The following is a 24,043-nucleotide window of genomic DNA, read 5'->3' on the forward strand; positions in this document are numbered from 1 at the left end:
TGCTCACTGCCTCATCGACAAGCGCCCACATGAATTACCTGATCGATTGTTAAAGAGCGGCTCTCATCTCCCGTGAAAACGGAGCGGAGTGTCTCACCCTGCTGTCGGCAGTGCCGCCAGCGCCCGGCGAGGAAGGCGTATTCTACGTGATCGGCGCCGACTGTCAAGAGCGAACGTGTCGCTCAGCGGCCGACTCACGGCAGTGACGAAACCCGCGCAATGCCGGCAAAAAACCTCGCCGCATCAAACGCTTCCGTCACTCTCCACCGCTGGCAACGTGGCCCGTCGCCGGCAGCGGATGCGTACTTTACGGGCAACCCGCGTACGACGCAAGGGGTTCGCGTAGAAAAACGTCAGGACAAGCCACCACTCAAGGCGTCGGAATGCGCTTGAGCTTGCGCATCACGGCCAGGACGGGGCCAGAAACGACATAGGCACCAAATAACGCCAGCAACATCACCGAAGGCTGCACCGAGATGACCACGAAGGCCAGCACGACGGCCAGCAGCACCACGAAAGGCACAGGCCCCTTGAGATCGATGTCCTTGAAGCTGTAGTAGCGAATATTGCTGACCATCAGCACGCCAGCCGCAGCCACCAGGAACAACATCAGCAGCTTGAAGCCGAAGGCATCCGCGTCGAAACTGTGAAAGGTCCACACGCTCGCGGCAACCAGAGCAGCGGCAGACGGACTGGGCAGCCCGATGAACCACTTCTTGTCGACGCTGCCGATCTGGACGTTGAATCGAGCCAGGCGCAGCGCAGCGCAGGCCACATAGAGAAAAGCCACTACCCAACCTGTCTTGCCGACGTCCTGCAGAATCCAGGTAAAGGCCACCAGTGCCGGCGCTACGCCGAAGGAGAGCATGTCCGATAGACTGTCGTATTCGGCGCCGAAGGCGCTCTGGGTATTGGTCAGGCGAGCGACGCGCCCATCCAGCCCATCGAGCACCATGGCAATGAAGATCGCCACCGATGCTGCGGTGAAGTCGCCATTGATGCCGGCAACCACGGCAAAGAAGCCTGCAAAGAGTGCCGAGGTCGTGAAGAGGTTGGGCAACAGGTAAATTCCCTTGCGCCGCACCTTGCGGCCATCCTCGACGGACTCCTCTATCACCTCCGTTTCGCGCAGGAATGCGGCGGCCAGATCCTCACTCTCGTTCGACGCCGACTCCCGCGACTCCTCGCCCTCCCCAGAACGCTGACGCTCGTGCTCGTGCTCGGTATTGCGGGAATCCTGACTCATGCTGGACGTCCAATGCGGCAAATGAAGAGTGCCATTCTTGCACGCCGCCGTAGGTGCGAAAAGGCATTGCACCGCCACGCGAAAAGTCGAGGGCGCGGAATTCCGCGCCCTCGACAGCTAGCCGTTTCCGGGAAATCAGTTCTTGCTCTTGTCGACCAGCTGGTTGGCAGCGATCCACGGCATCATGCCGCGCAACTTGGCACCGACCTGCTCGATCTCGTGCTCGGCATTGAGGCGGCGACGCGCGGTCATCGAAGGATAGTTCGTATTACCCTCATTGATGAACATCTTGGCATACTCGCCGGTCTGAATGCGCTTGAGAGCATTGCGCATGGCTTCGCGCGACTGCTCGTTGATCACCTCTGGGCCTGTCACGTATTCGCCATACTCCGCATTGTTGGAGATGGAGTAGTTCATGTTGGCGATGCCGCCCTCGTACATCAGGTCGACGATCAGCTTGAGCTCGTGGAGGCACTCGAAGTAGGCCATCTCCGGGGCGTAGCCGGCTTCGGTCAGGGTTTCGAAGCCGGCCTTGACCAGTTCCACGGCGCCGCCGCACAGCACGGTCTGCTCGCCGAAAAGGTCGGTCTCGGTCTCGTCCTTGAAGGTGGTCTCGATGATACCGCTACGCCCGCCGCCGATAGCCGCGGCGTAGGAGAGCGCGAGCTCCTTCGCCTTTCCGGAAGCATCCTGCTGGATGGCGATCAGATCGGGTATGCCACCGCCGCGCACGAACTCGGAACGCACGGTATGGCCTGGCGCCTTGGGAGCGACCATGATGACATCGAGGTCGCCGCGCGGCTCGATCTGGTTGTAATGGATGTTGAAGCCGTGAGCGAACGCCAAAGTGGCCCCCTGCTTGAGGTTGGGCTCGACCTGGGTTTCGTAGATCGCCTTCTGGTTCTCGTCCGGCGCCAGGATCATCACCACGTCGGCACTCTGGCAGGCGGCCTCGACGGAAGCGACCTTGAGCCCGGCAGCCTCGGCCTTGGCGGCAGAGGAGGAGCCTTCACGCAGGGCGACGGTGACGTCGACGCCCGATTCCTTGAGGTTGTTGGCATGGGCATGGCCCTGGGAACCATAACCCACGATGGTGACCTGCTTGCCCTGAATGAGGGAGAGGTCGCAGTCCTTGTCGTAGTAGACGCGCATGGGAGTACTCCTGGAAGTCGAAGGTGGAAAATCGTGTCCGCGTTGATGGCCACCCGCGCCGTCTACCGCGGCGCTGGGAGTCGATCATTCGTTGCAGACACCTTACGCCAGAGTCCCTGTTGCGTAAAACGCGATGTTTGCAACATTACATGCCGGATTATGCAATACTAGACGGCATGGATACGCGCCCCCTGGAGCACTTTCTGGTCCTGGCCGATACGCTGCACTTTGGCCGTGCCAGCGAAGCCTGCCACGTCAGTCCCTCGACACTCTCACGCTCGATCCGCCAACTCGAGGCGAGCCTTGGCGTGCCGCTCTTCGAGCGCGACAACCGCCATGTCGCCTTAACCCGCCACGGCGAGACATTCCAGCACTTCGCGCGAGAAACCGTTGCCCAGTGGGAAGCGCTGCGCCTATCGCTGATGAGCGAGGCACAGCACCTCACCGGCGAGATCAGCATCTACTGTTCCGTGACCGCCAGCTACAGCTTCCTCTACGCTTTGCTCAGCGACTTCCGCGGGCGTCATCCAGGCATCGAACTCAAGCTGCATACCGGCGACCCCGCCGAGGCCATGGCCCGCGTGCTGGCCGGCGACGAGGACATGGCGATCACTCCCCGCCCGCGCCAGGCCCCCGAGGCACTGGCGTTCAAGTCGCTGACCCGCTCGCCGCTGGTATTCATCGCCCCTCACGAAGCGCACGACTGGACCCCCGCCACGCCGGAGACTCCGCGCATCGAACAGTGGCGAGCGGTACCGATGATCCTCTCCGAAGCGGGACTCTCGCGGGAGTATGCCGACACCTGGTTCCGTGCGCTGGGCATTGCGCCACGGATCTACGCCCAGGTCGCCGGGCACGAGGCCATCGTCAGCATGGTAGGGCTGGGCTTCGGCATCGGCGTGGTGCCGAAGATCGTACTCGACAACAGCCCGCTGGTAGAGCGCGTGCGGGTGCTGCCGGTCAAGCCGGAGCTGCCCCACTACGACGTCGGCCTATGCGTGCGAGAGCGGCGCCTCAAGAACCCGCTGATTCGTGCGCTCTGGGACGAGGTGGCAGAACGTTAGGGCGCGAAAAAGCCGCCCCGAAGGGCGGCCTGCGAGGTCATGGTAGAAGCCTCGATCACAGGGACAGCACTTTGTCTCCCCGCGCGATCCCCGATACGCCCGTCCTTGCCACCTCGAGGATGCCCACCGGCGCCATGGCCTGCAGGAAGGCATCGAGCTTGCCGGCATCCCCGGTGATCTGCACCGTGTAGAGGCTCGGCGAGACATCGACGATCTGCGCACGAAAAATGTCCACGGTACGTTTGACCTCATCGCGGGCGGCGCCCAGCGCCTTGACTTTCACCAGCATCAGCTCACGTTCGATGTGGTTGCCCTCGGTGAGATCGACGAGCTTGACCACGTCGATCAGCTTGTTGAGGTGCTTGGTGATCTGTTCTATCACCCGGTCGTCACCCACCGTGGTCACGGTCAGGCGAGACAAGGTCTCGTCCTCGGTAGGCGCGACGTTCAGCGTCTCGATGTTGAAGTTGCGCTGCGAGAAGAGCCCCACCACGCGTGACAGGGCGCCCGGTTCGTTTTCCATCAGAATCGAGATGATATGGCGCATCAGGTCCGCTCCGTCTTGGAAAGCAGCATGTCACGCATGGAGCCCAGGGGCACCTGCATCGGATAGACGTGCTCGCGCGGATCGACGATGACATCCAGGAACACCAGCTCGTCCTTGTCGGCCAGGGTACGGTCGAGCGCCTCCCCCAACTGCTCCTTGGTCTCCACCCGTAGTGCCGTGAAACCGTAGGCTTCGATCAGCTTGGCAAAGTCGGGCAGCGACTCCATGTAGGAGTGAGCATGGCGCGACTTGTAGTTGAGATCCTGCCACTGGCGCACCATGCCCAGCGAGGCGTTGTTGAGATTGATGATCTTCACCCCGCCGCCGAACTGCTTACAGGTCGATAGTTCTTGCATCATCATCTGGAAGCTGCCTTCCCCGGTGATGCAGATCACCTGTTCCTCGGGGAAGTTCTGCTTGATGCCCATGGCCGCCGGGAAGCCGAAGCCCATGGTGCCCAGCCCCCCAGAGGTGATGAAGCGGTTGGGCTTGTCGAACTTGTAGTACTGGGCGGCAAACATCTGATGCTGGCCGACGTCGGTAGTCACGTACGCCTCGCCGCGCGTCGCCTCGCACAGCGCCTCGACCACCTCCTGAGGCTTGAGCGCTTCACCGGCCTTGGAGGGCTCGTAGAGCTTGCCGCGGCGCTCCTCACGCCAGCCGTCGATCGTTTCCCACCACTCGGCGAGAGCTTCGGGATGGGCGATTTCCTGCCCCTGGACCAAGCTGATCATCTCGCTGATCACGCTGCCCGCCGGCCCCACGATGGGCACGTCGGCACGCACCGTTTTGGAAACGGAGCTGGGATCGATGTCCACATGGATGATCTTCGCCGTGGGACAGAACTTGGACGTGTTGTTGGTGACCCGGTCGTCGAAGCGTGCGCCGATGGCCACGATCAGGTCGGCATGGTGCATGGCCATGTTCGACTCGAAAGAGCCGTGCATGCCCAGCCAACCCAGGCACTGGCGATCGCTCTGCGGGTAGGCGCCGATACCCATCAGCGTGGTGGTGATGGGAAAGCCCAGCCGCTTGACCAGGTCGGTCAGCCCCTCGCTGGCCCGGCCGCTAACCACACCGCCACCGGTGTAGAACACCGGCCGCTTGGCCTTGAGCATCAGTTCCACGGCCTTCTTGATCTGCCCGGTATGCCCCCTCGCGACCGGGTTGTAGGAGCGCATCTTGACCTTCTTCGGGTAGACGTACTCGTAACGTTCGGTAGGAGCGGTCATGTCCTTGGGAATATCCACGACGACCGGGCCCGGACGACCGGTTGCCGCCAGATAGTAGGCCTTCTTGAGGACATCGGGAATCTCGGACGGGTGGCGGATCGAGAAGCTGTGCTTCACGATGGGCCGGGTCACGCCGATGATGTCGGTTTCCTGGAAGGCGTCGTCACCGATCAGGTGGCTCATCACCTGACCGCACAGCACCACCATGGGAATCGAGTCCATGTAGGCGGTGGCGATGCCGGTGACGGCGTTGGTAGCGCCCGGGCCGGACGTCACCAACACGGTGCCGGGCTTGCCTGAGGCACGCGCATAGCCGTCGGCGGCATGGGTGGCGGCCTGCTCGTGGCGTACCAGGATATGTTTGACCTTTTCCTGACGGAACAGCGCGTCATAGATATGCAGCGCCGCCCCACCCGGATAGCCATAGATGTATTCGACGCCCTCGTCCTGGAGGAATCGGGCGATCATGTCTGCGCCGGAAAGCAGTTCCACGGATGTTTCTCCCCTGGAGGTCTCGAGTGCGATCCGCGCTCCTATCGGAAGCACGGGGTCAAGTGCGGCGGTACGCCGCTGCCGGCCAAGCCGGCACCTGATGCCAAACCCTGGCTTGATGGGCCCTGTTGGGGCCTGCACTCTCTTTCGGGAACGCCGATTCATTGTGACATGAATCGTCAGTTCCCTTTCACGGCGGATCGCCGCGTCGGGGCGTTGGCCGTCATCGACGGTTGGCCGATGCCGGAAGTCCTTCGGCGGGTAAAGGCCCTGCGACCTACCCTTCGCGCGGCAATGGGGGATCGCCCGCTGGTGGCCGCGCCCGCGTATCAGGAAAGGTCAAGATTCCATTAGCGTGGCAAGAGTGTCAACCATCGTAGGCCGTTCGCTAGACCCATACTCCTGCCACGACAAGGACGAGCCACGAAAAAAACCCGCCGGCCGAGGAACGGCTGGCGGGCAAGGGGGTTACAGGACGCAACCTGATGATAAGTCTAGTCCGCATTCGGCGGCGCGCCCGACGATCCACGTAACGGCCTGTGAACGACGGTTCGCTTGTCGAATCCTCAGGCAGTCCGAAAGACCAGGCGTCCCTCCTCGGCCTCCACTCGGATGGTATCGCCGGGAGAGAACTTGCCGGCCAGGAGGTCCTGAGCCAGAGGGTTCTCGATGCGGCTTTGAATGGCCCGCTTGAGCGGACGGGCGCCGAACACTGGATCGAAGCCCACCACGGCGAGCTGCGCCAGCGCTTCGCTGGATACCTCGAGCGACAGCTCGTGCTCGGCGAGCCGTGAACGCAGCCGGTCGAGCTGAATCTCGGCAATGGCCTGGATCTGCTCCTGATCCAGTGCATGGAAGACCACCACTTCATCGATGCGGTTGATCAGCTCAGGGCGGAAGTGATTGCCCACCACCTCCATCACCGCGCTCTTCATCTGCTCGTAATCGGCGTCGTCGCCGCCCAGGCGCTGGATGATGTCCGAGCCCATGTTGGAGGTCATGACGACCACGGTGTTGCGGAAATCCACCGTACGCCCCTGGCCATCGGTGAGCCGGCCATCCTCGAGCACCTGCAGCAGGATGTTGAAGACGTCGGCATGGGCCTTCTCCACCTCGTCGAGCAGCAGCACCGAATAGGGTTTGCGGCGCACTGCCTCGGTCAGGTAGCCACCCTCTTCATAGCCGACGTAGCCGGGAGGCGCACCGATCAGTCTCGCCACGGAGTGCTTCTCCATGAACTCCGACATGTCGATGCGCACCATGGCCTCCTCGGTGTCGAAGAGGAAGTTCGCCAGCGACTTGCACAGTTCGGTCTTGCCGACCCCGGTGGGGCCCAGGAACAGGAAGGAACCGTTGGGGCGATTGGGGTCCGCGAGCCCGGCGCGCGAGCGGCGCACGGCATTGGCCACTGCGTTGACCGCCTCGTCCTGGCCGATCACCCGCTCATGCAAGGCTTGCTCCATACGCAGCAGCTTGTCGCGCTCGCCCTCGAGCATCTTGGCCACCGGGATACCGGTCCAGCGCGACACCACCTCGGCAATTTCCTCTTCGGTGACGTTGGAGCGCAACAGCTTGTGCTGCGACGTGTCCGCTTCGGCGGCACTGGTTTCGGCGATTTTCTTCTCGAGGTCGGGAATCACCCCGTACTGAAGCTCCGACATGCGTCCCAGATCGCCCTGGCGGCGCGCCTGCTCCAGCTCGACGCGGGCGCGATCCAGCTCGTCCTTGAACTGAGCGGCACCCTGAATGCTTGCCTTCTCGGCCTTCCATATCTCATCGAGGTCCGCATACTCGCGCTCGAGCTCCTCGATCTGCCCTTCCAGACTCTCGAGACGCTTCTTCGAGGCGTCGTCGGTCTCCTTCTTGAGGTGCTCGCGCTCCATCTTGAGCTGAATCAGCCGGCGATCGAGTCGATCCATCGACTCGGGCTTGGAATCGAGCTCCATGCGAATGCGCGAACACGCCTCATCGACCAGGTCGATGGCCTTGTCGGGCAACTGACGGTCGGTGATGTAGCGATGGGACAGCTTGGCCGCTGCGATGATGGCACCATCGGTGATGTCGACGCCATGATGCACCTCGTAGCGCTCCTTGAGGCCACGCAGGATCGCCACGGTGTCTTCCTCGGTGGGCTCGTCGACCAGTACCTTCTGGAAACGCCGCTCCAGCGCTGCATCCTTCTCGATGTGCTTGCGATACTCATCGAGCGTCGTCGCACCCACGCAATGCAGCTCGCCACGGGCCAGCGCCGGCTTGAGCATGTTGCCGGCATCCATGGCGCCCTCGGCCTTGCCGGCGCCGACCATGGTGTGCAGCTCGTCGATGAACAGGATGATCCGGCCCTCCTCTTGAGCCAGCTCCTTGAGCACGGCCTTGAGACGTTCCTCGAATTCACCGCGATACTTGGCGCCGGCCAGCAGCGCGCCCATGTCCAGCGACAGCACGCGCTTGTCCTTGAGCCCCTCGGGCACCTCACCGTCGACGATGCGGCTTGCCAGCCCCTCGACGATGGCGGTCTTGCCCACCCCTGGCTCGCCGATCAGCACCGGATTGTTCTTGGTGCGCCGCTGCAGCACCTGGATGGTACGGCGGATCTCATCGTCACGGCCGATCACCGGGTCAAGCTTGCCCTGCTCAGCTCGTTCGGTGAGATCCAGGGTGTACTTCTCCAGCGCCTCGCGGCTCTCCTCGGCGTTGGGGTCGTCGACCCGCTCACCGCCTCGCACGCTATCGATGGCGCCCTCCAGCGCCTGGCGAGTCACGCCGGCCTGCTTCAGCAACTTACTGACGGCATGACTCATTTCCAACGCAGCCAGCAGCACCAGTTCGCTGGCGATATACTGATCGCCGCGTTTCTGCGCCTCGCGGTCGGTGAGGTTGAACAACTTGCCCAGGTCGCGGGACGGCTGCACTTCGCCGTCGAACTGGCCCACTCTGGGCAGGTCGTCCAGGTGGCTCATCAAGCCATCTCGCAGATGCGCAGCGTTGCCGCCGGCCTTCTGCACCAGCGCCTTCACACCGGTATCGCTCGCATCGAGTAACGCCAGCAACAAATGACCCGGCTCGAGCTGGTTATGGCCGCGGCCCACGGCCAGCGACTGAGCCTCGGCTATGGCGTTCTGCAGCTTGGCGGTGAACTTGTCGAAACGCATTCGTTTTTCCTCCATCGGGGTGGCGAGGCGTTCGGACGCCCCGCTTGGCCCTGTCGATTCGTCTTGACAGAGTTAATGGAGTCTGGCGGGTGGGGTTTCAAGTCGGCCGCCAGGGAAAGGCAGGAAGCCTTGATGAGGGTCAAGGGTTGGGGTTGGAGGAGGTAGTTTGGCTCGAGACCCGGCGCTATCGCAACCAGATCACACTGGCCATGCGTCCGGTCTTGCCGTCATCGCGACGGTGGGAGTAGAAGCGTGACTCGCAGGCGGTGCAGAAATGGCCTCCGCCGATGTGGGACACGCCCAGGCGCTCGAGGCGCAGGCGCGCCAGCTTATAGAGATCGGCCATGTAGTGGCCCAGCCGATAGGGGCTGGGGTCGAAGGCAGCAGCGGCTTCGGGGTGCACGCCCACGAAGGCCTGCTGTACCTCCGGCCCTACCTCGAACTGGGCGTTGGAAATCGCCGGCCCCAGCCAGGCCATCAACCGTTCCGGCGGCAAGGCGAGTGCCGCCACCGTGGCCTCCAGCACGCCACCGGCCAAGCCACGCCAACCGGCATGAGCCACTGCCACGCGAGTGCCCTCACGATCGCAGAAGAATACCGGCAGGCAATCGGCGGTCAGCACCACGCAGGCATGGCCGCGATCGAAAGCCACCGACGCGTCCGCCTCCGGCACGCCGTCGGTGTAGCTCGACTGTACCCGAGCGCCGTGCACCTGTCTGAGCCAGAGCAACGGCCGCTCGTCGTCGAGCTCGTTGCCGATCAGCCGCCGGCACAGCGCTACGTGGGCAGGATTGTCACCTACCCCATCGGACGGATTGAAGCAGGCAAACACACCCTGACTGGGGCCGGTCTCGCGCGTGGTGACGAACGCCCCCACACCGGGCGGGGCCGGCCAATCGGGGATGATCAGGGTGGGCTCGAGATGGGGCGCATCGCTCATGTCATGGTCTCGGCATCATCACGGAGGGCGTCGATCAACAACAGCAGATCATCGGGCAGATGGGCACGTAGCGTCATCCGCTGGCCGCTCACCGGATGATCGAAGGCCAGTTTGCGGGCATGCAGCGCCTGACGCGGAAACTCGCGTAACAGGGTCTTGACGCCTTCGTCGGCGCCTGCCGGGAGTTTCAGGCGGCCGCCATAGACGGGGTCGCCAACGAGAGGGAAACGCTGATGGGCCAAGTGCACGCGGATCTGATGAGTGCGCCCGGTTTCCAGCCGGCACCGCACGTGGGTGTGGCCGCGGAAGCGTTCCACCACGCGATAGTGCGTCACCGCCGGTTTGCCGGCGGCATGTACCGCCTGGCGCTTGCGATCGCGGGGATGCCGACCGATGGGCGCATCCACGGTACCGCCCGCCGTCATCACCCCGGTGACCACGGCATCGTACTCCCGGGACACGCTGCGCGCCTGAAGCTGCTCGACCAGGGCGGTCTGGGCGGCGAGCGTCTTGGCCACCACCATGAGGCCGGTGGTGTCCTTGTCCAGGCGGTGCACGATGCCCGCTCGCGGCACGCTGGCCAGCGTCGGGCAGTGGTACAACAGGCCATTGAGCAGGGTCCCGTCTGGATTGCCGGCCGCAGGATGGACCACCAGCCCTGCGGGCTTGTCGACCACCAGCACTGCGTCATCCTCGAACGCCACCGACAGGGGAATCGCCTCGGGCTCGAAGCGTGCTTCATCCTCGAGCTCCGCCTCCAACCGCAGCCATTCGCCGCCGGCCAGTTTTTCCTTGGGCTTGGCCGGATGACCGTCGACGGTCAATGCTCCGGCCTTGATCCAGCCCTTGAGCCGTTCGCGGGAATGGTCGACGAACAGCTCGGCCGCCGCCTGGTCCAGGCGGCAACCCGCCAGGGCATTGGGCACGCGGTGCTGGGCTTCCAGTGTCTGGGGCATGGCGAACTATCGTTGCAGCACCGAGGACTGCGTTTTCACGCAAGGTGCTTTATAGTGGATGGGTTCCGGTCGATTCTACCATGGCCGACACAGGATGTTTGACACGAGGATCACGATGCGCGCTTTCCCCATCGCCACCCGCCTTGCAGCCCTCCTGATGGCCTCGACCCTGCTGGCCGGCTGTGCCAGCATTGGCTCATCGGAAGAGGAGGAAACCGATGAGTTCGCCGGCGTTGCCGAACGCGAACTCTACGAAGAAGCCCGCGATGCCCTTGAAGATGGCCGTTATACCACGGCCATCTCGCGCCTCGAGGCAATCGACACGCGCTACCCCTTCGGGGCTCACGCCGAGCAAGCCCAGTTGGAGCTGATCTACGCCTACTACGAAACGGGCGACTGGGAAGCCACCCGCGCCGCCGCGAACCGCTTCATTCGCCTGCACCCGAGCCATTCACGTGCCGACTACGCGCTCTACCTCCGCGGGCTGGCCGCCTGGCAAGCCGGCCGTTTCAGTCTCGAGCGTCTACGCCTGATCGACATCTCCAAGCGCGACCTCGGCGCCTCGCGTGACGCCTACTCCGATTTCCGCGAGCTGGTCGACCGCTACCCGGACAGCGAATACGCACCGGACGCAGAGCAGCGCATCGTCTATCTACGCAACGTGCTGGCCCGCCACGAACTGCACGTGGCCGACTTCTATCTACGCAAGGGGGCCTTCCTCGCCGCCGTGGAGCGCGGTCGCTGGGTGGTCGAGAAGTTCCCCGAATCCGCAGCCACTCGCGATGCACTGGCAGTGATGGTCGAAGGCTACCTGGGTCTCGACATGCGCGACCGTGCCCGCGAAGTGCTCGATGTGCTGATCGACAACGCACCGAGCCACGAGCAACTGCGAGGCCGCACCTTCCAGCCCAAGCACGTCGAGGGCGAAACGCTCTCGGCCTGACCGGCTGCGGGCTGCGGAAAGCCCGTCTTGGCTCTGGAAAGGCATACGCCACCCTCCTGCGGAGGGTGGCGTTTTCGTGCCCGAGTCACGCGGCTCGTCGCCCGCGGCTCGCGCGCAGCGCCTACTCCCCCGGCTGCCAGCCGTTGACGATGGGATAGCGACGGTCGCGACCGAACCCGCGTGGAGTGACGCGCACCCCCACTGCCGCCTGACGGCGCTTGTACTCATTGCGGTCGACCAACCGAACCACGCGATAGACATCCTCGCGCTCGAAACCGGCGTCGATGATCGCCTCGGCGCTCATGTCGCCCTCGATGTAGCGCACCAGAATGGCGTCGAGCACGTCGTAATCGGGCAGCGAGTCGGTATCCTTCTGATCCGGAGCCAGCTCCGCAGAGGGCGGGCGCTCGATGACCCTTTCGGGGATGGCCGGCGACTGGGTGTTACGCCAGCGTGCCAGGCGGTATACCCAGCTCTTGTAGACGTCCTTGATGGCATTGTAGCCACCCACCATGTCGCCGTAGAGCGTGGCATAGCCCACCGCCATCTCACTCTTGTTGCCGGTGGAAAGCACCATCAACCCCTTCTTGTTGGAGATGGCCATCAGCAGCACGCCACGGCAGCGCGACTGCAGATTCTCCTCGGTGGTGTCGCGCTCGGTACCGGCGAAGGTATCGGCCAGGGTCTCCATGAACGCCTCGACCATCGGCTCGATGGGCAGCACCTGATAGTGCACGCCGAGCAGGCGTGCCTGTTCGGCGGCGTCCTGCCGGGAGATGTCGGCGGTGTAGTGGTAGGGCATCATCACCGCCTGAACCCGCTGGGCTCCCAGAGCGTCCACCGCGATGGCCAGTGACAACGCCGAGTCGATGCCACCGGACAGTCCCAGCACGACTCCCTCGAAGCCGCTCTTGTTGACGTAATCGCGCAACCCGGTGACCAAGGCGCAGTACAGGCTCTCCTCCGGGTCCACGGAAGGTTCGATCTCGCCTTCGCGGGGCACCCAGCGATCCGCTTCGCGCACGAACTGCACCGGCATCAGTCCGGCCTGCCAGTAGGGTGCCAGCACGCGCAACTCGCCGCCGGCATCGACGCAGGCCGAACCTCCGTCGAAGACCAGCTCATCCTGTCCACCGATGGTGTTGACGTAGACCACCGGACGCTCGACCTCGGCCGCGCGTTGCTCGAGCAGGCGCAGCCGCTCGGCCGGCTTGTCCTGATGGTAGGGCGAAGCATTGAGGGTGATCAGGACATCGGCGCCAGCCTCGCAGGCAGCGCGCACCGGCGCCCCGTCCCAGAGATCTTCGCAGATCAACAGTCCGAGCCTGACGCCCTTGTGCTCGAGCACCAAGCTGCGGTTGCCGGTAGCGAAATAGCGTCGTTCGTCGAAGACCTGATAGTTGGGCAGTGCCTGCTTGGCGTATTCATCCAGCCATTCGCCGTTGTACAGCGCTCCGGCCAGGTTGTATCCCTGCCCTTCCCGGCGCCCCGGGTAGCCGATGATGACCAGCACGTCGCGCGCCACCTTGGACGCCATGCGCGCCCGCGCCTCACGCAAGCGCGTCTCCATCGACGGACGCAGCAACAGATCTTCCGGCGGATAGCCGCTCAGGAACAGCTCCGGGAACACCACCACGTCGGCGCCGTGCTCGATGCGCGCCTCACGCACCGCCTCGATGGCCCGTTCGGCATTGCCGGGTATGTCTCCTACCAACGGGTCCAACTGCGCCATTACCAGCGTCAAGTCTTGCATGGGCGTAGAAATCTCTCGAGAATCCAGTGTACCGCCATTGTCCCGCAAGGGCGCCCGGCTAGCAAAGCCGTCCGCCTCTCCCAGGGAGTCGCCAAAGGATGAACCTGTTGCTCATTCGTCTGATCATCTTCGTCATACTGTTCCTGGCCGGTTTCAAGCTCTACCGGCTGTATCGCGAGTGGCGGCTGGAGCAGGAGCGGCGCGATGACTTGCCGGGGGAAAGGCAGATGGTGCGCTGTGCCTGGTGCCAGGTTCACGTGCCCGAAGACGAAGCGCTTCGCGACAAGCGCACGGAAGCCTGGTTCTGCTGCAGCGCCCACCGAGACCGCTTCCTGCAGGAGCACGACCCGGAAGCCTGATTGCCGGCCGAGGCGGTCATCTCGCAACTCCGATATCGCCGTTCGCTTACACACGCTTCCCCAAGCTCGACTAGAGTGACAAGCGCCCAGTGGACAAGGGACTGCACTCCGGGAGGGCTTGCATGCCACGTGCCCCGCTACCCCGCTCCCACGGTGGAGCACGACCGCGATCACGCCACCGAACTGCCTGCGGGTTCACGCTCATCGAGCTGGTGACGACGCTCGCCGTCATGGCGATTCTGGCCACCTGGGCCGTGCCGGCCTTCCAGGCCCAGGCGGCTCGTCAGGAGGTCACCACCGACGTCATGCGGCTCAAGACGGCGCTGTCCATGGCGCGCAGCACTGCCATCACGCGGCGCACCCCCATCGTGGTCTGCCCGCTGGATGACAGCACGTCCGCAGGATGCAGCAAAGCCAATGACTGGACCCAGCCGCTGCTGATCAAGCCATGGAACGATGCCGATGCACCCGCGCTGCGGATACTCGCCGATGGCGAGGTGGAGTCGATCACCTACCGCGCCGACCGCCCGGTTCGCTTCACCGCACTGGGTCGTGCCAGCGGCTACAACGGCACCTTTCGCATCTGCGGCCGACGAAGCAACGCTGCACGCATCATCGTCAGCAATTTCGGGCGCGTTCGAGTGGAACGCGGCGCCGATTGCTGAAAGACTCGGCGCAGAAATCCGGCTTTCACTGGAGCGCCCGAATGCGTCAACCCATCGTCGGCTACCACCGCGACGAAGAGAACCACTGGGTCGCCGAACTCGCCTGCGGGCATAACCAGCACGTGCGCCACCAGCCGCCCTGGGTCGAGCGGCCCTGGGTCACCACGCCCGCCGGACGACAGCGCATGCTCGGTTTCGAGCTCGCCTGCAAGAAGTGCGACGAGGGCGCCCCGCCCGACAACCCGCTGCCCGCCTGAAGGCCGCCGCGGCTCGCTTCAGGCGCCTACCGGGAGACCGACGAACTCCGCCCTCACCTGCCGGCCTATCCCTTGGGACCCAGCAACAGCCAAATGATCAGCCCGACGACCGGGAAGATCAGCAGAATCAAGATCCACAGCAGCTTGCTGATCGGACCGGCGCCACTCTTGGCCACCTTGACGACGGCCCAGATGACGATGATCAGCCAGATCAGGCCCAGCAATCCGCCCACTTCGAGTCCCATAGGTGTCGTGCTCCTTGCGTGTCGGTCAGGGTACCCGTGCAGCATAGCCGTCTCTCACCGCAGCGTCATGCCCTCACTGGCCGCCACCATTCGGGCAACCGCTCACGCACGCCAGGTTGAGCGAAGCGGTCGTCCATCAGCACCACCACGCCCTCATCCTGCGGACCGCGAATCACCCGTCCCGCCGCCTGTACCACCTTGAGCAGCCCGGGGATGCGATAAGCGTAGTCGTCGCCACGGCCGAAACGAGTCGTCAGGCGCGCCTTGAGCACCTCGTTGAAGGCATCCGCCGGCGGCAGCCCGAGAGTGGCGACGAAGGCCCCCACCAGTCGCTCTCCCGGCAGGTCGATGCCCTCGCCGAAGGCTCCTCCCAGCACGGCGAAACCGATCCCCTCGCCACCGAGCCGAAAGCGCGCCAGGAAAGCCTCGCGTTCGTGCTCGGCCATGCCGCGCGTCTGCGCCCAGGTGGGAATGTCCGGACGCTCGAGCGTGAAACGCTCGTGCACCGTCGCCAGGTAAGCGAAGCTGCTGAAAAACGCCAGGTAGTTGCCGGGGCGCCGACGGAATTGAGCGGCCATCTCGGCGACGATGGGCGCCACCGAGGCGGGCCGATCGGCGAGCCGCGTGGAGATGTCGCTGCGAATGCGCACCTCGAGCTGTTCGGCCGTGAACGGGGCGGGCACGCTCTGCCACACCGCATCCGCCGGCAGCCCCAGCAGGTCGCGGTGGTACCCGGGCGGGCTCAGGGTGGCGGAAAACAGCACGGCAGCGTGGGCCGTGGCGAAGCGTGGCGCCAGGAAATCGGCCGGCACCAGGTTGCGGATGCCGAGCACGGCGCGACCGCGCCCATGGCGGGCGAGATCGCACAGCGAGTGCTCACCGAAGGTTTCGGCAAGGCGGGTGAAAGCCAGCGTCTCGAAGAGCAGCTCCTGCAGCTCGGCACTGGCGTCTTCCGGGTGCTCGCCCAGATGATCGGTGATAGCGGCCGCCACGCCCTGCAGCGCACCGCTCATTCCATCGGGAAGACCGTCCAGCACCCGGTAGGCGGGCCGACCCGGCTCACCGGCATCGCTCAGCCCCGCCTCCCTCACTTCCGTGTGCCACTGCCGAGCCAGACGCCCGAGAGCACGCTTCAACCCACCGGGGGCGGCACGCCGCAGGCGGCCGAGACGTCGCTGATCGAGTTCGGCACTGTACATGCCGCGCGCCCGCCCCACCAGATTGTGAGCCTCGTCGACCAGCAGGCCGACCCGCCAGTCGTTCTCCCGGGCCAGCCCGTGCAGCAAGGCATTGGCATCGAACCAGTGATTGACGTCACCGACGACGATATCGCACCAGCGCGCCATCTCCTGGCCCAGATAGTAGGGACAGACGCCATGGGCCAGCGCCACCTCGCGCAGGCCGTCACGGTCCAGCCAGCCCTGCGCCACCGCCGCGGCCCGCGCCTTCGGCAGGCGATCGAAGAAGCCCGCAGCCAATGGGCAGGCATCGCCATGGCAAGCGCTGTCGGGATGCTCGCAGGCCTTGTCGCGGGCGATCAGCTCCAGCACGCGCAGCGGCACTCTTCGAGAGCTTGGCTCGGCTGCCGGATCGGCCCCCAGAGTCTCCAGCGCCTCCAGCGCCAGTCGACGTCCCGGCGTCTTCATGGTGAGAAAGGCCAGGCGGTCCAGTCCCTGGCGCGGCATCGCAGCCAACATCGGAAAAAGCGTACCCAGCGTCTTGCCGATGCCGGTGGGCGCCTGGGCGAGCAGGCAGCGACCGGTGGCAGCCGCCTTGTAAACGCCCTCCGCCAGGTCGCGCTGGCCGGGGCGAAAGTCGCCGTGGGGAAAGCCCAGCGTTCGCAGGGCGGCATCGCGGCACTCGCGGTGCGCCACTTCCTGCTCGGCCCAGGCCAGGAAGCGCTCGCACTGCTCGGCAAACCATGCCTGTAGCTCGCTCGCCTCACCTCGTTCGGTGAGCACCGTCTCGTGCCCGCTCGCCACATCGAGGTAGACCAGCGCCAGTTCCACCGCATCCAGTCCGCGCTCGGCGCACAACAAGGCTCCGTAGACCTTGAGCTGCGCCCAGTGCAAGGCACGCTGGTTGTCGGCCATCCGCTCGAGGCTTCCACGATGCGTCTTGATCTCCTCCAGCCGGTTGGCCCTCACGTCATAGCCGTCGGCACGGCCGCTCACCGCCAGGCCCCGGTGGTAACCGGCGAGCGGCACCTCGTTCATGTAATCGGCTCCCCGCCGCGCCACCACTCGAGCATGCCCCGCAACGCCTTCCCGAGCGCTGGGTGCCGGCGTGAAGCGATGATCGAGATCGCCCGTGCGAGCGGTGAAGGCGCACAGGGCGCGCACCGCCACACGATAGCGAGGCGGGACCGAATCGTTCACGACATCCCCCACCAGCGTACGTGGCAGACGGCTGCCGGCATGTCCTGAGCGATGAAGAAACTCAGCCAGCGACGCTGGTTGTCCTGCAGGCGGTCGCCAGGTCCCTTCACTTCGATCAGCCGATAGCGCGGCTCGCCCGCCGCAGCCTGCGGCCGGAACTGGACGAGATCGGGCAGACCCGCGCGGTTGCCCTTCAAATCGCCGAGCAGGCGTTCGAAGCAGGCCCGCAAGTGGGCGGCGGGCACACAGGCCAGGGCGAGTTCGATCAACGCTTCATCGAGCGTTTCCCAGTGCACGAAGGGAGAAGCGAGGCCTCGCTTCTCCCGCCAGGTAGCGCGGATCGCCGCGGCATGGCTGTCATCGTCGAGCAGCGCCAGGCAGGCCGCGAAGTGCGCGCGGCGCCGGGTCACGAAATCCTCGCGATAGAGATCCGCCGGGGCGACATGGAAGGGGTGGAAGAAGGCGCCGGGCAGCGGTGCGAACAGCGCCTCCCAGCACAGCAGCCCGAACAGGCCGTTGATGAGCGCATTCTCCACGTAGTACACCGGAGCCGCGTCGCGGTGAAGATGGTCAGCCACTGCCCGTTCGACGCCCAGCGACGCCCCCATGGGATCGAGTTCCAGCGTGAAGCGCTCTGGCACCGGCTCGGGCAAACGCGGCGCCACGGGCTCGCCAAGCCGACGTGCCAGCCGCGGCAGCAAGCGATCGAGGGCCTGGGCTTCTGCCCCTGTGCATGCCTGGCTGTCTTGCACCAGCGGCCGAGCCAGCGCCAGCGCCTCGGCATGGCGCCCCTGGCGCTCCAACAATCGCAGCCGCCGGATGCGCGCCTCGCTGCTCGCCCCTTCGTTCCACCCGGCCTCGGCGTAGAGCGACAGGGCGAGCTCCACTTCTCCTTCACGCTCGGCCTGACGCCCCAGCGCCAGGCACAAGCGATCACGGTGTGCCATCAACCAGGCGTTGTTCGCCGGCATCTCGGGCAGTTCGGCCTTCAGCTCGGCGGCGGATTCGCCGGCATCGAGCCGTTCGCGCAGCCGATGCAGCGCCAGATAGGCATCCACCTCCCGGCGGGAACGAAATGCCCGGGAATCGTGCGTGAACGTCACCGACTCGAAACGCTGCACCCCCAGCTCGGCCAGCACGAACTCCGCCCAGTCCTGGCGCAGGTTGCCGAAGAACATCAGGCGCAACCGATCGCAGGTGGCCATCACCGCCAGGCGCACCACCCGATCCGGCGCTGCAGGCCACCAGTCGGTCAGGCGCCGCGAGTCATCGAGCCGCGGCGCCAGCGCCGCGTTCAGTGCCGCCTTGGATAGGCCCGGCGACAGTTCCGCCGCGGCGATCTCGCCGGCCAGGGCCTGGCGCAGCTCGGGAAGGCGCAGTTGGGCGAAGAGGGTGGCGATATCCAGCGCAGGGTCGGCATCGACGAAGTCCGCTTCGACCAGCGGCGCCAGCGCCGTCTCGGTATCGCCGATCTCGGCGTAGACGAGCCGCGAGGTACGAAAGTGCTCGCCACGACGCATCACCATGCGCACCAGCAGCGCTTGTGACGCCTCGGGCAGTGCCATGAAGGCCTCGAGAAAGGCCCGCTCCGGCGTGGCGAGCAGGTCCGCATGGCGCTTGGCCACCCAGTCGAGCACGAAGCGAAAGTTCGCCAGGTAGTAGCGCGGGTCGTCCAGCGGCGCGGTCGCCGCTCTGGCAGAGATACTGGTCATTCATCCATGGTATCAGGCGCCAAAGGGAGACGGCAGGGGCGATGCCTCGGGCCGCCTCTGGAACGGCTCCGACCGGCCTCAAGGAGACTCGGCGGGGCGCAGCACCATGCGCGAGTTGCGGATCTCGATATCGAAACGATTCAGGAAGCTCATGCCCATGAGGGCGACGTCTCCCTCCATGCCAGGGCTGATGGAACCGCGCACGTCGCTGGCGGAAAAACCGCCCAGGCTCACTTCGTCGAGGGTGGTGAGCTCACCGCGCACTCGCCCGTTGGCGGTGTTGAACCAGGCCGAACCGGACGCCTCCAGCCCCAGTCGCTCGGCCAGCGTGGCCGGTACCGCCACATAGGTGGCACCGGTATCGAGCAGGAATTCCACCGGCTCGCCGTTGATCCGCCCGGTCGCCATGAAGTGTCCGGAATGGCTGCGCTCCAGGGTGATCGGCGCATCGCCGCCCTCCACTGCATCGACGAGGTGGGCGTTGGGATTGCGCTGCGCCGCCAGAAAGCCATGGAACCACCAGGCACCCACGGCGATGAACAGCAGCCAGAACAACAACATCATGCCTAGCCCGACGCGACGCACGGATCTCTCGTCATCCATGGGAACCTCCCGGCCGCAGCCGACTCTCGCATCCTGTCAGTATGGACCAGGTTGCCCCGCTTGCGCTGCCCGGTCGCCGTTGCGTGCCTCCCAGTCATGTGCCGCCCGTTGCCCACGCGCCTGATTCACGAACAGACATACCAAAATGGCAACGACGAACAGCCCCGCGCACAGCAGGATGGACGCCTGCAGCCCCACCAGCGACTGCAGCAATCCCAGCCCGATGATGCCGATCACCCCGGCGAGCTTGTTGGCCAGGCCCCAGAAGCCGAAGAATTCGGCAGCCTTGCGGCTCGGCGAGAACAACCCCACCAGGGCGCGGCTGGCCGATTGGCTGGAGCCCAGCGACAATCCCGCCAGGCAGCCCACCACCAGGAACAGATGCTGGGCCTGCCAGTCGAGGCCAAGTCTGGCATTGAGCCAGGCGGTCAGCTCCGGGGTCGCCCAGATGGCCAGGATCGCCGCCACCCAGAGCGAGAGAGTGATGAGGTACGTGAGCTTGGTGCCGATGCGATCCTGGATGAAGCCGAAGCCCAGGGCGCCTGCCGCTGCGGTGATCTGCACGATGATGAACATGATATTGCGGACCGACTCGTCCCAGCCGATCACTTGGGCACCATAGATGAAGGCGAAGGCGATGATGATGTAGACCCCGGCCATGGAGAACAGCAACGAGACCAGGAAGGTCCCGAGATCCCGGAAGCGCCGCAGCTCGTGCAGGGTCGTAGAGACGCGCTCCAGGGCGATCTCGCGATAGGGCTTGCCGGGCGGCTGGGGCGTGCCGCGTTCCTTGACCCACAGGAAGGTGGGAATGGCGGTGACCAGGAAGAAACCCGCCGCGAAGGGCCCCACCCAGCGGATGCGCTCGAAGTTCTCGGCGGTCGCCTCACCCAGAACGATCAGGGTGAAACCCGCGGCGAAGAGCCCGCCCACGTAACCCAGTGCCCAGCCGAAGCCGGAAATCTTGCCCAGGTCCTCCGGCGGGCCGAGGTCGGGAAGGAAGGCAGCGATGAACGACTCGCCCATCGAGTAGGCGTAATTGGAAAGCACGATCAGCACCAGGCCCAGCACCACGTAGCCCGGTTCCACGAAGAAGAGCATGGCGGTGGTGGCCACCGTAGCCAGGTAGCTGGCGAACAGGAAGCGCTTCTTGGCGGCCTGATAATCCATCACCGCCCCGCACAGCGGCCCGGTCACCACCACCAGCAGGTAGCTGATCGCCAGCGCCAGGCTCCACAGGAAGTTGGCCAACCGGTAGCCGTCGCCGCGATCGCCGACGATCACCGTGGTGAAGAGTTCACCGAATACCACGGTGATGATCAGCAGGGTATAGGCCTGATTGGCGAAGTCGAACATCGCCCAGCCGAGAATCTCCCTGCGCGAAGCGCGGGGTGTCGTCGGCACGGCAGCGGGGATCGGGCTCATGCGGGACGTCCCTGTGATCGTGACGCCGCCAGACTAGCACCTTCGGCATGCCCGTCACTATCACCCGGCTCTCGCAATGGCCACAGCGTTGGCCATCGGAGATGACTTTCCTCATGCCTTCGACTAGTTTGCAATCGGGGTCGTGTCGATGACCGCCACCGGAACATGCTGCATCCCACCGGGGTGGCTCCCGAGCGCCCCGTCATAACAATAACGAGATGGAAGACGGATAAGACGAGGGAGCTCATGCGCAAAGGATTACTATGGGTGGCTTGCCTGTTGCTACCCATGACGGCAACGGCCGAACTGTCCGACCTGACATTCATCACGGAAGAGTACCCGCCCTACAACTATCAGCGCGGCGGACAGCCGGAAGGCATCGCCGTCGAACTCCTGGAACGCATTTTCACCCTCACCGATACCCCGCTGGATCGCCATGACATCCAGTTCTACCCGTGGGTCCGCGGCTATGACACGGCGCTTACCGAGCCCGGCACGGTGCTCTTCTCGACCACCCGCACCGAACAGCGCGAACCGCTGTTCCAGTGGGTCGGCCCCATCGCCACCGACCGCGTGTCACTGATCGCGCGACGCGACGCCGACATCCGCCTCGACGACCTCGATTCACTGATCGACAGCGACTACCGCGTGGCGGTGATTCGAGAAGACATCGGCGCCCAACGACTCCACGAAGCAGGAGTGCCCGACTCGCACATTCAGGTTGCCATGTCCAATGAAAGCGCCCTGCGCATGCTCGAGCGTGGGCGGGTCGACCTCTGGGCCTATGGCGAGGACGTCGCGTTCTGGCTGATGGAGGAGAAAGGGCTGGCCCGGGCCGACTTCGAGCCGGTACTGCCGATCAGCGAATCCGACCTCTACTTCGCGCTGCACCAGGATACCGACCCCGATCTGGTGGCCGCCATGCAGGACGCGCTGGACAGGCTGCGTACCGAGAGCCTCCCGGCCACGCCGGGAGAACACCGCGTGACGTTCAACACCGAGGAGTACCCTCCCTTCAACTTCCTCGACGAGGCGGGAGAGATCGACGGCATCGCCACCCGGCTACTGCAAACGGCCCTCCACGATACCGGTCTCACCGCCAACTTCCGTCTGCTGCCCTGGGCCCGCGCCTATGCCGAGGCGCGGCTGCGCGAAGACCACTGCGTCTACTCGACCACGCGTACGCCGAACCGCGAAACGCACTTCACCTGGATCGGCCCCCTGGCCATCAACGAATGGGCCGCCTTCGCCCTGGCCGAAAGCGACCTCGAGGCGAGCGAACTCGCGGACCTGGCCGATCGGCGAGTCGGCAGTTTCCGTGAGGATGCCGTTGGCCAGTATGCCGAGCAGCAGGGCATCAGCATCCTGCTCACCTCGGCGGAGCGCGACAATATCGGCCGCCTTCGGGCCGGCGTGATCGACGCCTGGGTCACTGGGACACGGACCGCACGGCAGCTGGCTCGAGAGGCCGACGTGGAGCTGAAACGGCTCTTCTCGTTTCGTCAGGAACCGCTCTACCTTGCCTGCCACCCCTCCGTCCCGGACGATTACGTGGCCGAACTGCAAGCCGCTCTCACGCAGCTGACCCGGAGCGGGCGCGCCGAGACACTGCGCCGCCAGGTTCTCGAGCAGTTGGAGGGCGATGCATGAAATCCGCCTTGCCCGTACCCAGACGGCGCAGTCTCAACGGCAAGCAGGCCATCCTGACACTGCTCATCGCCGGCCTGCTGAGTCTGGTCGCCGGCAGCATCGAACTGGCCCGCGACGCCGCCACCATGCGTGACGAAGTGAAGAACCAGACCGACCACCTGCTGGCACTGATCGACGGTACTGCTGCCGAAGCGGCCTTTCAGCTCAACCCCGACTTGGCCAGGCAGGTGGCCGACAGCCTTTTCGACGGCGACCGAGTGGCGCAGGTCGCGCTGCGTGACGACTTCGGACGCACCATGGCCAGCCGCGAACGCGATGACGACGCGTCGACCAACTGGCTGGTCACCCTGCTGTTCGACGACATCCTGCACTATCGCCGCACGCTGGTTTACGAACCCGGCCAAGGCGCCCCGACGACCCAGGTCGGTGAGATCGAACTCACCCTGGCCCTCGACAGCCTGGGCCGCGACTTCATGAGCCGCGGCCTGCTGGTCTTTTCGCTCAGCGTGATCAAGGCACTGGCGATTGCCGCGCTCATGGTCGTGGTGTTCCATGCGTTCATCACCCGCCCACTGCTGCGCGTGCATGCCGCCATCGTCGACACCGACCCGCGCCGGCCCGGCGAATGGCCCAAACCGCGCCTGGGCCGCCATGCCGACGACGAGCTGGGCCATCTGGTGGTCAGCCTCGACCGGCTGCTCAAGGCCTTCCAGAACGGCCTCGACCAGCGCGACCAACTGCACCAGATCTCCACGCTGGACGGCCTGACCGGCATCGCCAACCGGCGACGCTTCGACGGCTTCCTGCCGGATGCCTGGCAGCACTCCCGACGCTCGCGTCAGCCGCTGTCGCTGATTTTCATCGACATCGACAACTTCAAGGAATTCAACGATCGCTACGGGCACGTGCTCGGCGACGATACGCTGCGTGCCGTGGCCAGCGCCCTCTCGAACACTGTGACCCGAGCCACCGATCTGGTAGCACGCTACGGCGGCGAAGAGTTCGTCTGCGTACTTGCCGACACCGACATGGCCGGCGCTCGTGCCGTTGCCGACCGCCTGCGCGAAGCCATTCTCGAGTTGGCCATCCCGCACGCCGGCTCACCGCATGCCGAGTTCGTCACCGCCAGCTTCGGGGTCGCCTCGGCGTATCCCGCCGAAGAAGACGAGTTCGGCTTCGATGCCCTGCTCGAGCGGGCCGACGCCAAACTCTACCGCGCCAAGCATCACGGTCGCGACCGGATCGTCTGGGAGCCGTGATGGCCTGTCATGC

Annotated in this window: 20 protein-coding genes; 7 read left to right on the forward strand and 13 right to left on the reverse strand. The window is 65.0% G+C overall.

Annotated features, from left to right (window positions below; genetic code table 11):
• Positions 1 to 370: 370 nt before the first annotated feature.
• Together pssA and ilvC are read right to left on the reverse strand one after the other, a co-directional pair.
• Positions 371 to 1,246, reverse strand: a complete 876-nt coding sequence (pssA, locus tag BLP96_RS14340; protein ID WP_089687337.1) for a CDP-diacylglycerol--serine O-phosphatidyltransferase — start codon at positions 1,244 to 1,246, stop codon at positions 371 to 373.
• Positions 1,247 to 1,381: 135 nt separating this feature from the next.
• On the reverse strand, positions 1,382 to 2,398 hold the full coding sequence (gene ilvC / locus BLP96_RS14345) for a ketol-acid reductoisomerase (protein WP_089687339.1): 1,017 nt from the start codon (positions 2,396 to 2,398) through the stop codon (positions 1,382 to 1,384).
• Between the two features lie 176 nt (positions 2,399 to 2,574).
• Between ilvC and ilvY the strand changes: the two genes are divergently transcribed.
• On the forward strand, positions 2,575 to 3,462 hold the full coding sequence (gene ilvY, locus BLP96_RS14350) for an HTH-type transcriptional activator IlvY (protein ID WP_089687341.1): 888 nt from the start codon (positions 2,575 to 2,577) through the stop codon (positions 3,460 to 3,462).
• Positions 3,463 to 3,517: 55 nt separating this feature from the next.
• Here ilvY and ilvN read toward each other — a convergent pair whose 3' ends face one another.
• The 5 genes from ilvN to rluD form a co-directional block, all read right to left on the reverse strand.
• Positions 3,518 to 4,009 (reverse strand): acetolactate synthase small subunit, encoded by a 492-nt coding sequence (ilvN, locus tag BLP96_RS14355; protein WP_089687343.1) that lies wholly within the window; start codon positions 4,007 to 4,009, stop codon positions 3,518 to 3,520.
• Positions 4,009 to 5,733: an acetolactate synthase 3 large subunit gene (locus BLP96_RS14360; RefSeq protein WP_089687345.1), complete on the reverse strand. Its 1,725-nt coding sequence runs from the start codon at positions 5,731 to 5,733 to the stop codon at positions 4,009 to 4,011. Before BLP96_RS14360 ends, ilvN begins: the two co-directional genes overlap by 1 nt.
• A 566-nt stretch (positions 5,734 to 6,299) precedes the next feature.
• On the reverse strand, positions 6,300 to 8,885 hold the full coding sequence (gene clpB / locus BLP96_RS14365) for an ATP-dependent chaperone ClpB (RefSeq protein WP_089687347.1): 2,586 nt from the start codon (positions 8,883 to 8,885) through the stop codon (positions 6,300 to 6,302).
• Positions 8,886 to 9,069: 184 nt separating this feature from the next.
• The gene (gene pgeF, locus BLP96_RS14370; RefSeq protein ID WP_089687349.1) at positions 9,070 to 9,825 is read right to left on the reverse strand and encodes a peptidoglycan editing factor PgeF; all 756 of its coding nucleotides are present in this window, start codon (positions 9,823 to 9,825) and stop codon (positions 9,070 to 9,072) included.
• On the reverse strand, positions 9,822 to 10,781 hold the full coding sequence (gene rluD / locus BLP96_RS14375; RefSeq protein ID WP_089687351.1) for a 23S rRNA pseudouridine(1911/1915/1917) synthase RluD: 960 nt from the start codon (positions 10,779 to 10,781) through the stop codon (positions 9,822 to 9,824). Before rluD ends, pgeF begins: the two co-directional genes overlap by 4 nt.
• A gap of 115 nt (positions 10,782 to 10,896) precedes the next feature.
• Between rluD and BLP96_RS14380 the strand changes: the two genes are divergently transcribed.
• Positions 10,897 to 11,724, forward strand: coding sequence for an outer membrane protein assembly factor BamD (locus BLP96_RS14380; RefSeq protein ID WP_089687353.1), 828 nt, complete (start codon positions 10,897 to 10,899; stop codon positions 11,722 to 11,724).
• 121 nt (positions 11,725 to 11,845) lie between these two features.
• Here the strand turns inward: BLP96_RS14380 and BLP96_RS14385 are convergent, their stop codons facing one another.
• Entirely contained in the window at positions 11,846 to 13,477 is a 1,632-nt protein-coding gene (locus BLP96_RS14385) for an NAD+ synthase (RefSeq protein WP_089687355.1), read from the reverse strand.
• 98 nt (positions 13,478 to 13,575) lie between these two features.
• Here BLP96_RS14385 and BLP96_RS14390 point away from each other — a divergent pair, with 98 nt between their 5' ends.
• From BLP96_RS14390 to BLP96_RS14400, 3 genes are all read left to right on the forward strand, one after another.
• The gene (locus BLP96_RS14390; RefSeq protein WP_089687357.1) at positions 13,576 to 13,836 is read left to right on the forward strand and encodes a PP0621 family protein; all 261 of its coding nucleotides are present in this window, start codon (positions 13,576 to 13,578) and stop codon (positions 13,834 to 13,836) included.
• A 122-nt stretch (positions 13,837 to 13,958) separates the two neighbouring features.
• A complete protein-coding gene (locus tag BLP96_RS14395) occupies positions 13,959 to 14,501 on the forward strand; it encodes a GspH/FimT family pseudopilin (RefSeq protein ID WP_089687359.1) in 543 nt (180 codons plus the stop codon).
• A 41-nt stretch (positions 14,502 to 14,542) separates the two neighbouring features.
• On the forward strand, positions 14,543 to 14,758 hold the full coding sequence (locus BLP96_RS14400) for a DUF3565 domain-containing protein (protein ID WP_089687361.1): 216 nt from the start codon (positions 14,543 to 14,545) through the stop codon (positions 14,756 to 14,758).
• A 65-nt stretch (positions 14,759 to 14,823) separates the two neighbouring features.
• On the opposite strand, the gene BLP96_RS14405 is transcribed toward BLP96_RS14400, so the two are convergent.
• The 5 genes from BLP96_RS14405 to BLP96_RS14425 form a co-directional block, all read right to left on the reverse strand.
• On the reverse strand, positions 14,824 to 15,003 hold the full coding sequence (locus BLP96_RS14405; protein ID WP_089687363.1) for a PLDc N-terminal domain-containing protein: 180 nt from the start codon (positions 15,001 to 15,003) through the stop codon (positions 14,824 to 14,826).
• 65 nt (positions 15,004 to 15,068) lie between these two features.
• Positions 15,069 to 17,381 carry an ATP-dependent DNA helicase gene (locus BLP96_RS14410; RefSeq protein WP_218118616.1) on the reverse strand — a complete coding sequence of 771 codons (2,313 nt, stop codon included), beginning with the start codon at positions 17,379 to 17,381 and terminating at the stop codon, positions 15,069 to 15,071.
• Positions 17,378 to 19,093, reverse strand: coding sequence for a VRR-NUC domain-containing protein (locus tag BLP96_RS14415; RefSeq protein ID WP_089687367.1), 1,716 nt, complete (start codon positions 19,091 to 19,093; stop codon positions 17,378 to 17,380). Before BLP96_RS14415 ends, BLP96_RS14410 begins: the two co-directional genes overlap by 4 nt.
• A gap of 78 nt (positions 19,094 to 19,171) precedes the next feature.
• Positions 19,172 to 19,696, reverse strand: coding sequence for a retropepsin-like aspartic protease family protein (locus tag BLP96_RS14420; RefSeq protein ID WP_089687369.1), 525 nt, complete (start codon positions 19,694 to 19,696; stop codon positions 19,172 to 19,174).
• Positions 19,697 to 19,732: 36 nt separating this feature from the next.
• Complete coding sequence (locus tag BLP96_RS14425; RefSeq protein ID WP_245682268.1) at positions 19,733 to 21,121, reverse strand: MFS transporter; 1,389 nt, start codon at positions 21,119 to 21,121, stop codon at positions 19,733 to 19,735.
• A gap of 246 nt (positions 21,122 to 21,367) precedes the next feature.
• Between BLP96_RS14425 and BLP96_RS20420 the strand changes: the two genes are divergently transcribed.
• The gene (locus tag BLP96_RS20420; protein ID WP_245682269.1) at positions 21,368 to 22,771 is read left to right on the forward strand and encodes a substrate-binding periplasmic protein; all 1,404 of its coding nucleotides are present in this window, start codon (positions 21,368 to 21,370) and stop codon (positions 22,769 to 22,771) included.
• Entirely contained in the window at positions 22,768 to 24,030 is a 1,263-nt protein-coding gene (locus BLP96_RS14435) for a GGDEF domain-containing protein (protein ID WP_089687372.1), read from the forward strand. Before BLP96_RS20420 ends, BLP96_RS14435 begins: the two co-directional genes overlap by 4 nt.
• Positions 24,031 to 24,043 lie beyond the last annotated feature (13 nt).

Source organism: Billgrantia gudaonensis (assembly GCF_900100195.1).
Classification (GTDB): Bacteria; Pseudomonadota; Gammaproteobacteria; order Pseudomonadales; family Halomonadaceae; genus Halomonas; species Halomonas gudaonensis.

Coding starts and splice junctions, on each gene's coding strand:
- BLP96_RS14385 (WP_089687355.1), bottom strand. CDS start 13,477: ATGCAAGACTTGACGCTGGTAATGGCGCAGTTGGACCCGTTGGTAGGA.
- BLP96_RS14380 (WP_089687353.1), top strand. CDS start 10,897: ATGCGCGCTTTCCCCATCGCCACCCGCCTTGCAGCCCTCCTGATGGCC.
- pssA (WP_089687337.1), bottom strand. CDS start 1,246: ATGAGTCAGGATTCCCGCAATACCGAGCACGAGCACGAGCGTCAGCGT.
- BLP96_RS14405 (WP_089687363.1), bottom strand. CDS start 15,003: ATGGGACTCGAAGTGGGCGGATTGCTGGGCCTGATCTGGCTGATCATC.
- ilvC (WP_089687339.1), bottom strand. CDS start 2,398: ATGCGCGTCTACTACGACAAGGACTGCGACCTCTCCCTCATTCAGGGC.
- BLP96_RS14435 (WP_089687372.1), top strand. CDS start 22,768: ATGAAATCCGCCTTGCCCGTACCCAGACGGCGCAGTCTCAACGGCAAG.
- BLP96_RS14415 (WP_089687367.1), bottom strand. CDS start 19,093: ATGACCAGTATCTCTGCCAGAGCGGCGACCGCGCCGCTGGACGACCCG.
- BLP96_RS14420 (WP_089687369.1), bottom strand. CDS start 19,696: ATGGATGACGAGAGATCCGTGCGTCGCGTCGGGCTAGGCATGATGTTG.
- BLP96_RS14395 (WP_089687359.1), top strand. CDS start 13,959: ATGCCACGTGCCCCGCTACCCCGCTCCCACGGTGGAGCACGACCGCGA.
- rluD (WP_089687351.1), bottom strand. CDS start 10,781: ATGCCCCAGACACTGGAAGCCCAGCACCGCGTGCCCAATGCCCTGGCG.
- BLP96_RS14400 (WP_089687361.1), top strand. CDS start 14,543: ATGCGTCAACCCATCGTCGGCTACCACCGCGACGAAGAGAACCACTGG.
- BLP96_RS20420 (WP_245682269.1), top strand. CDS start 21,368: ATGCGCAAAGGATTACTATGGGTGGCTTGCCTGTTGCTACCCATGACG.
- BLP96_RS14390 (WP_089687357.1), top strand. CDS start 13,576: ATGAACCTGTTGCTCATTCGTCTGATCATCTTCGTCATACTGTTCCTG.
- ilvN (WP_089687343.1), bottom strand. CDS start 4,009: ATGCGCCATATCATCTCGATTCTGATGGAAAACGAACCGGGCGCCCTG.
- ilvY (WP_089687341.1), top strand. CDS start 2,575: ATGGATACGCGCCCCCTGGAGCACTTTCTGGTCCTGGCCGATACGCTG.
- BLP96_RS14425 (WP_245682268.1), bottom strand. CDS start 21,121: ATGAGCCCGATCCCCGCTGCCGTGCCGACGACACCCCGCGCTTCGCGC.
- pgeF (WP_089687349.1), bottom strand. CDS start 9,825: ATGAGCGATGCGCCCCATCTCGAGCCCACCCTGATCATCCCCGATTGG.
- clpB (WP_089687347.1), bottom strand. CDS start 8,885: ATGCGTTTCGACAAGTTCACCGCCAAGCTGCAGAACGCCATAGCCGAG.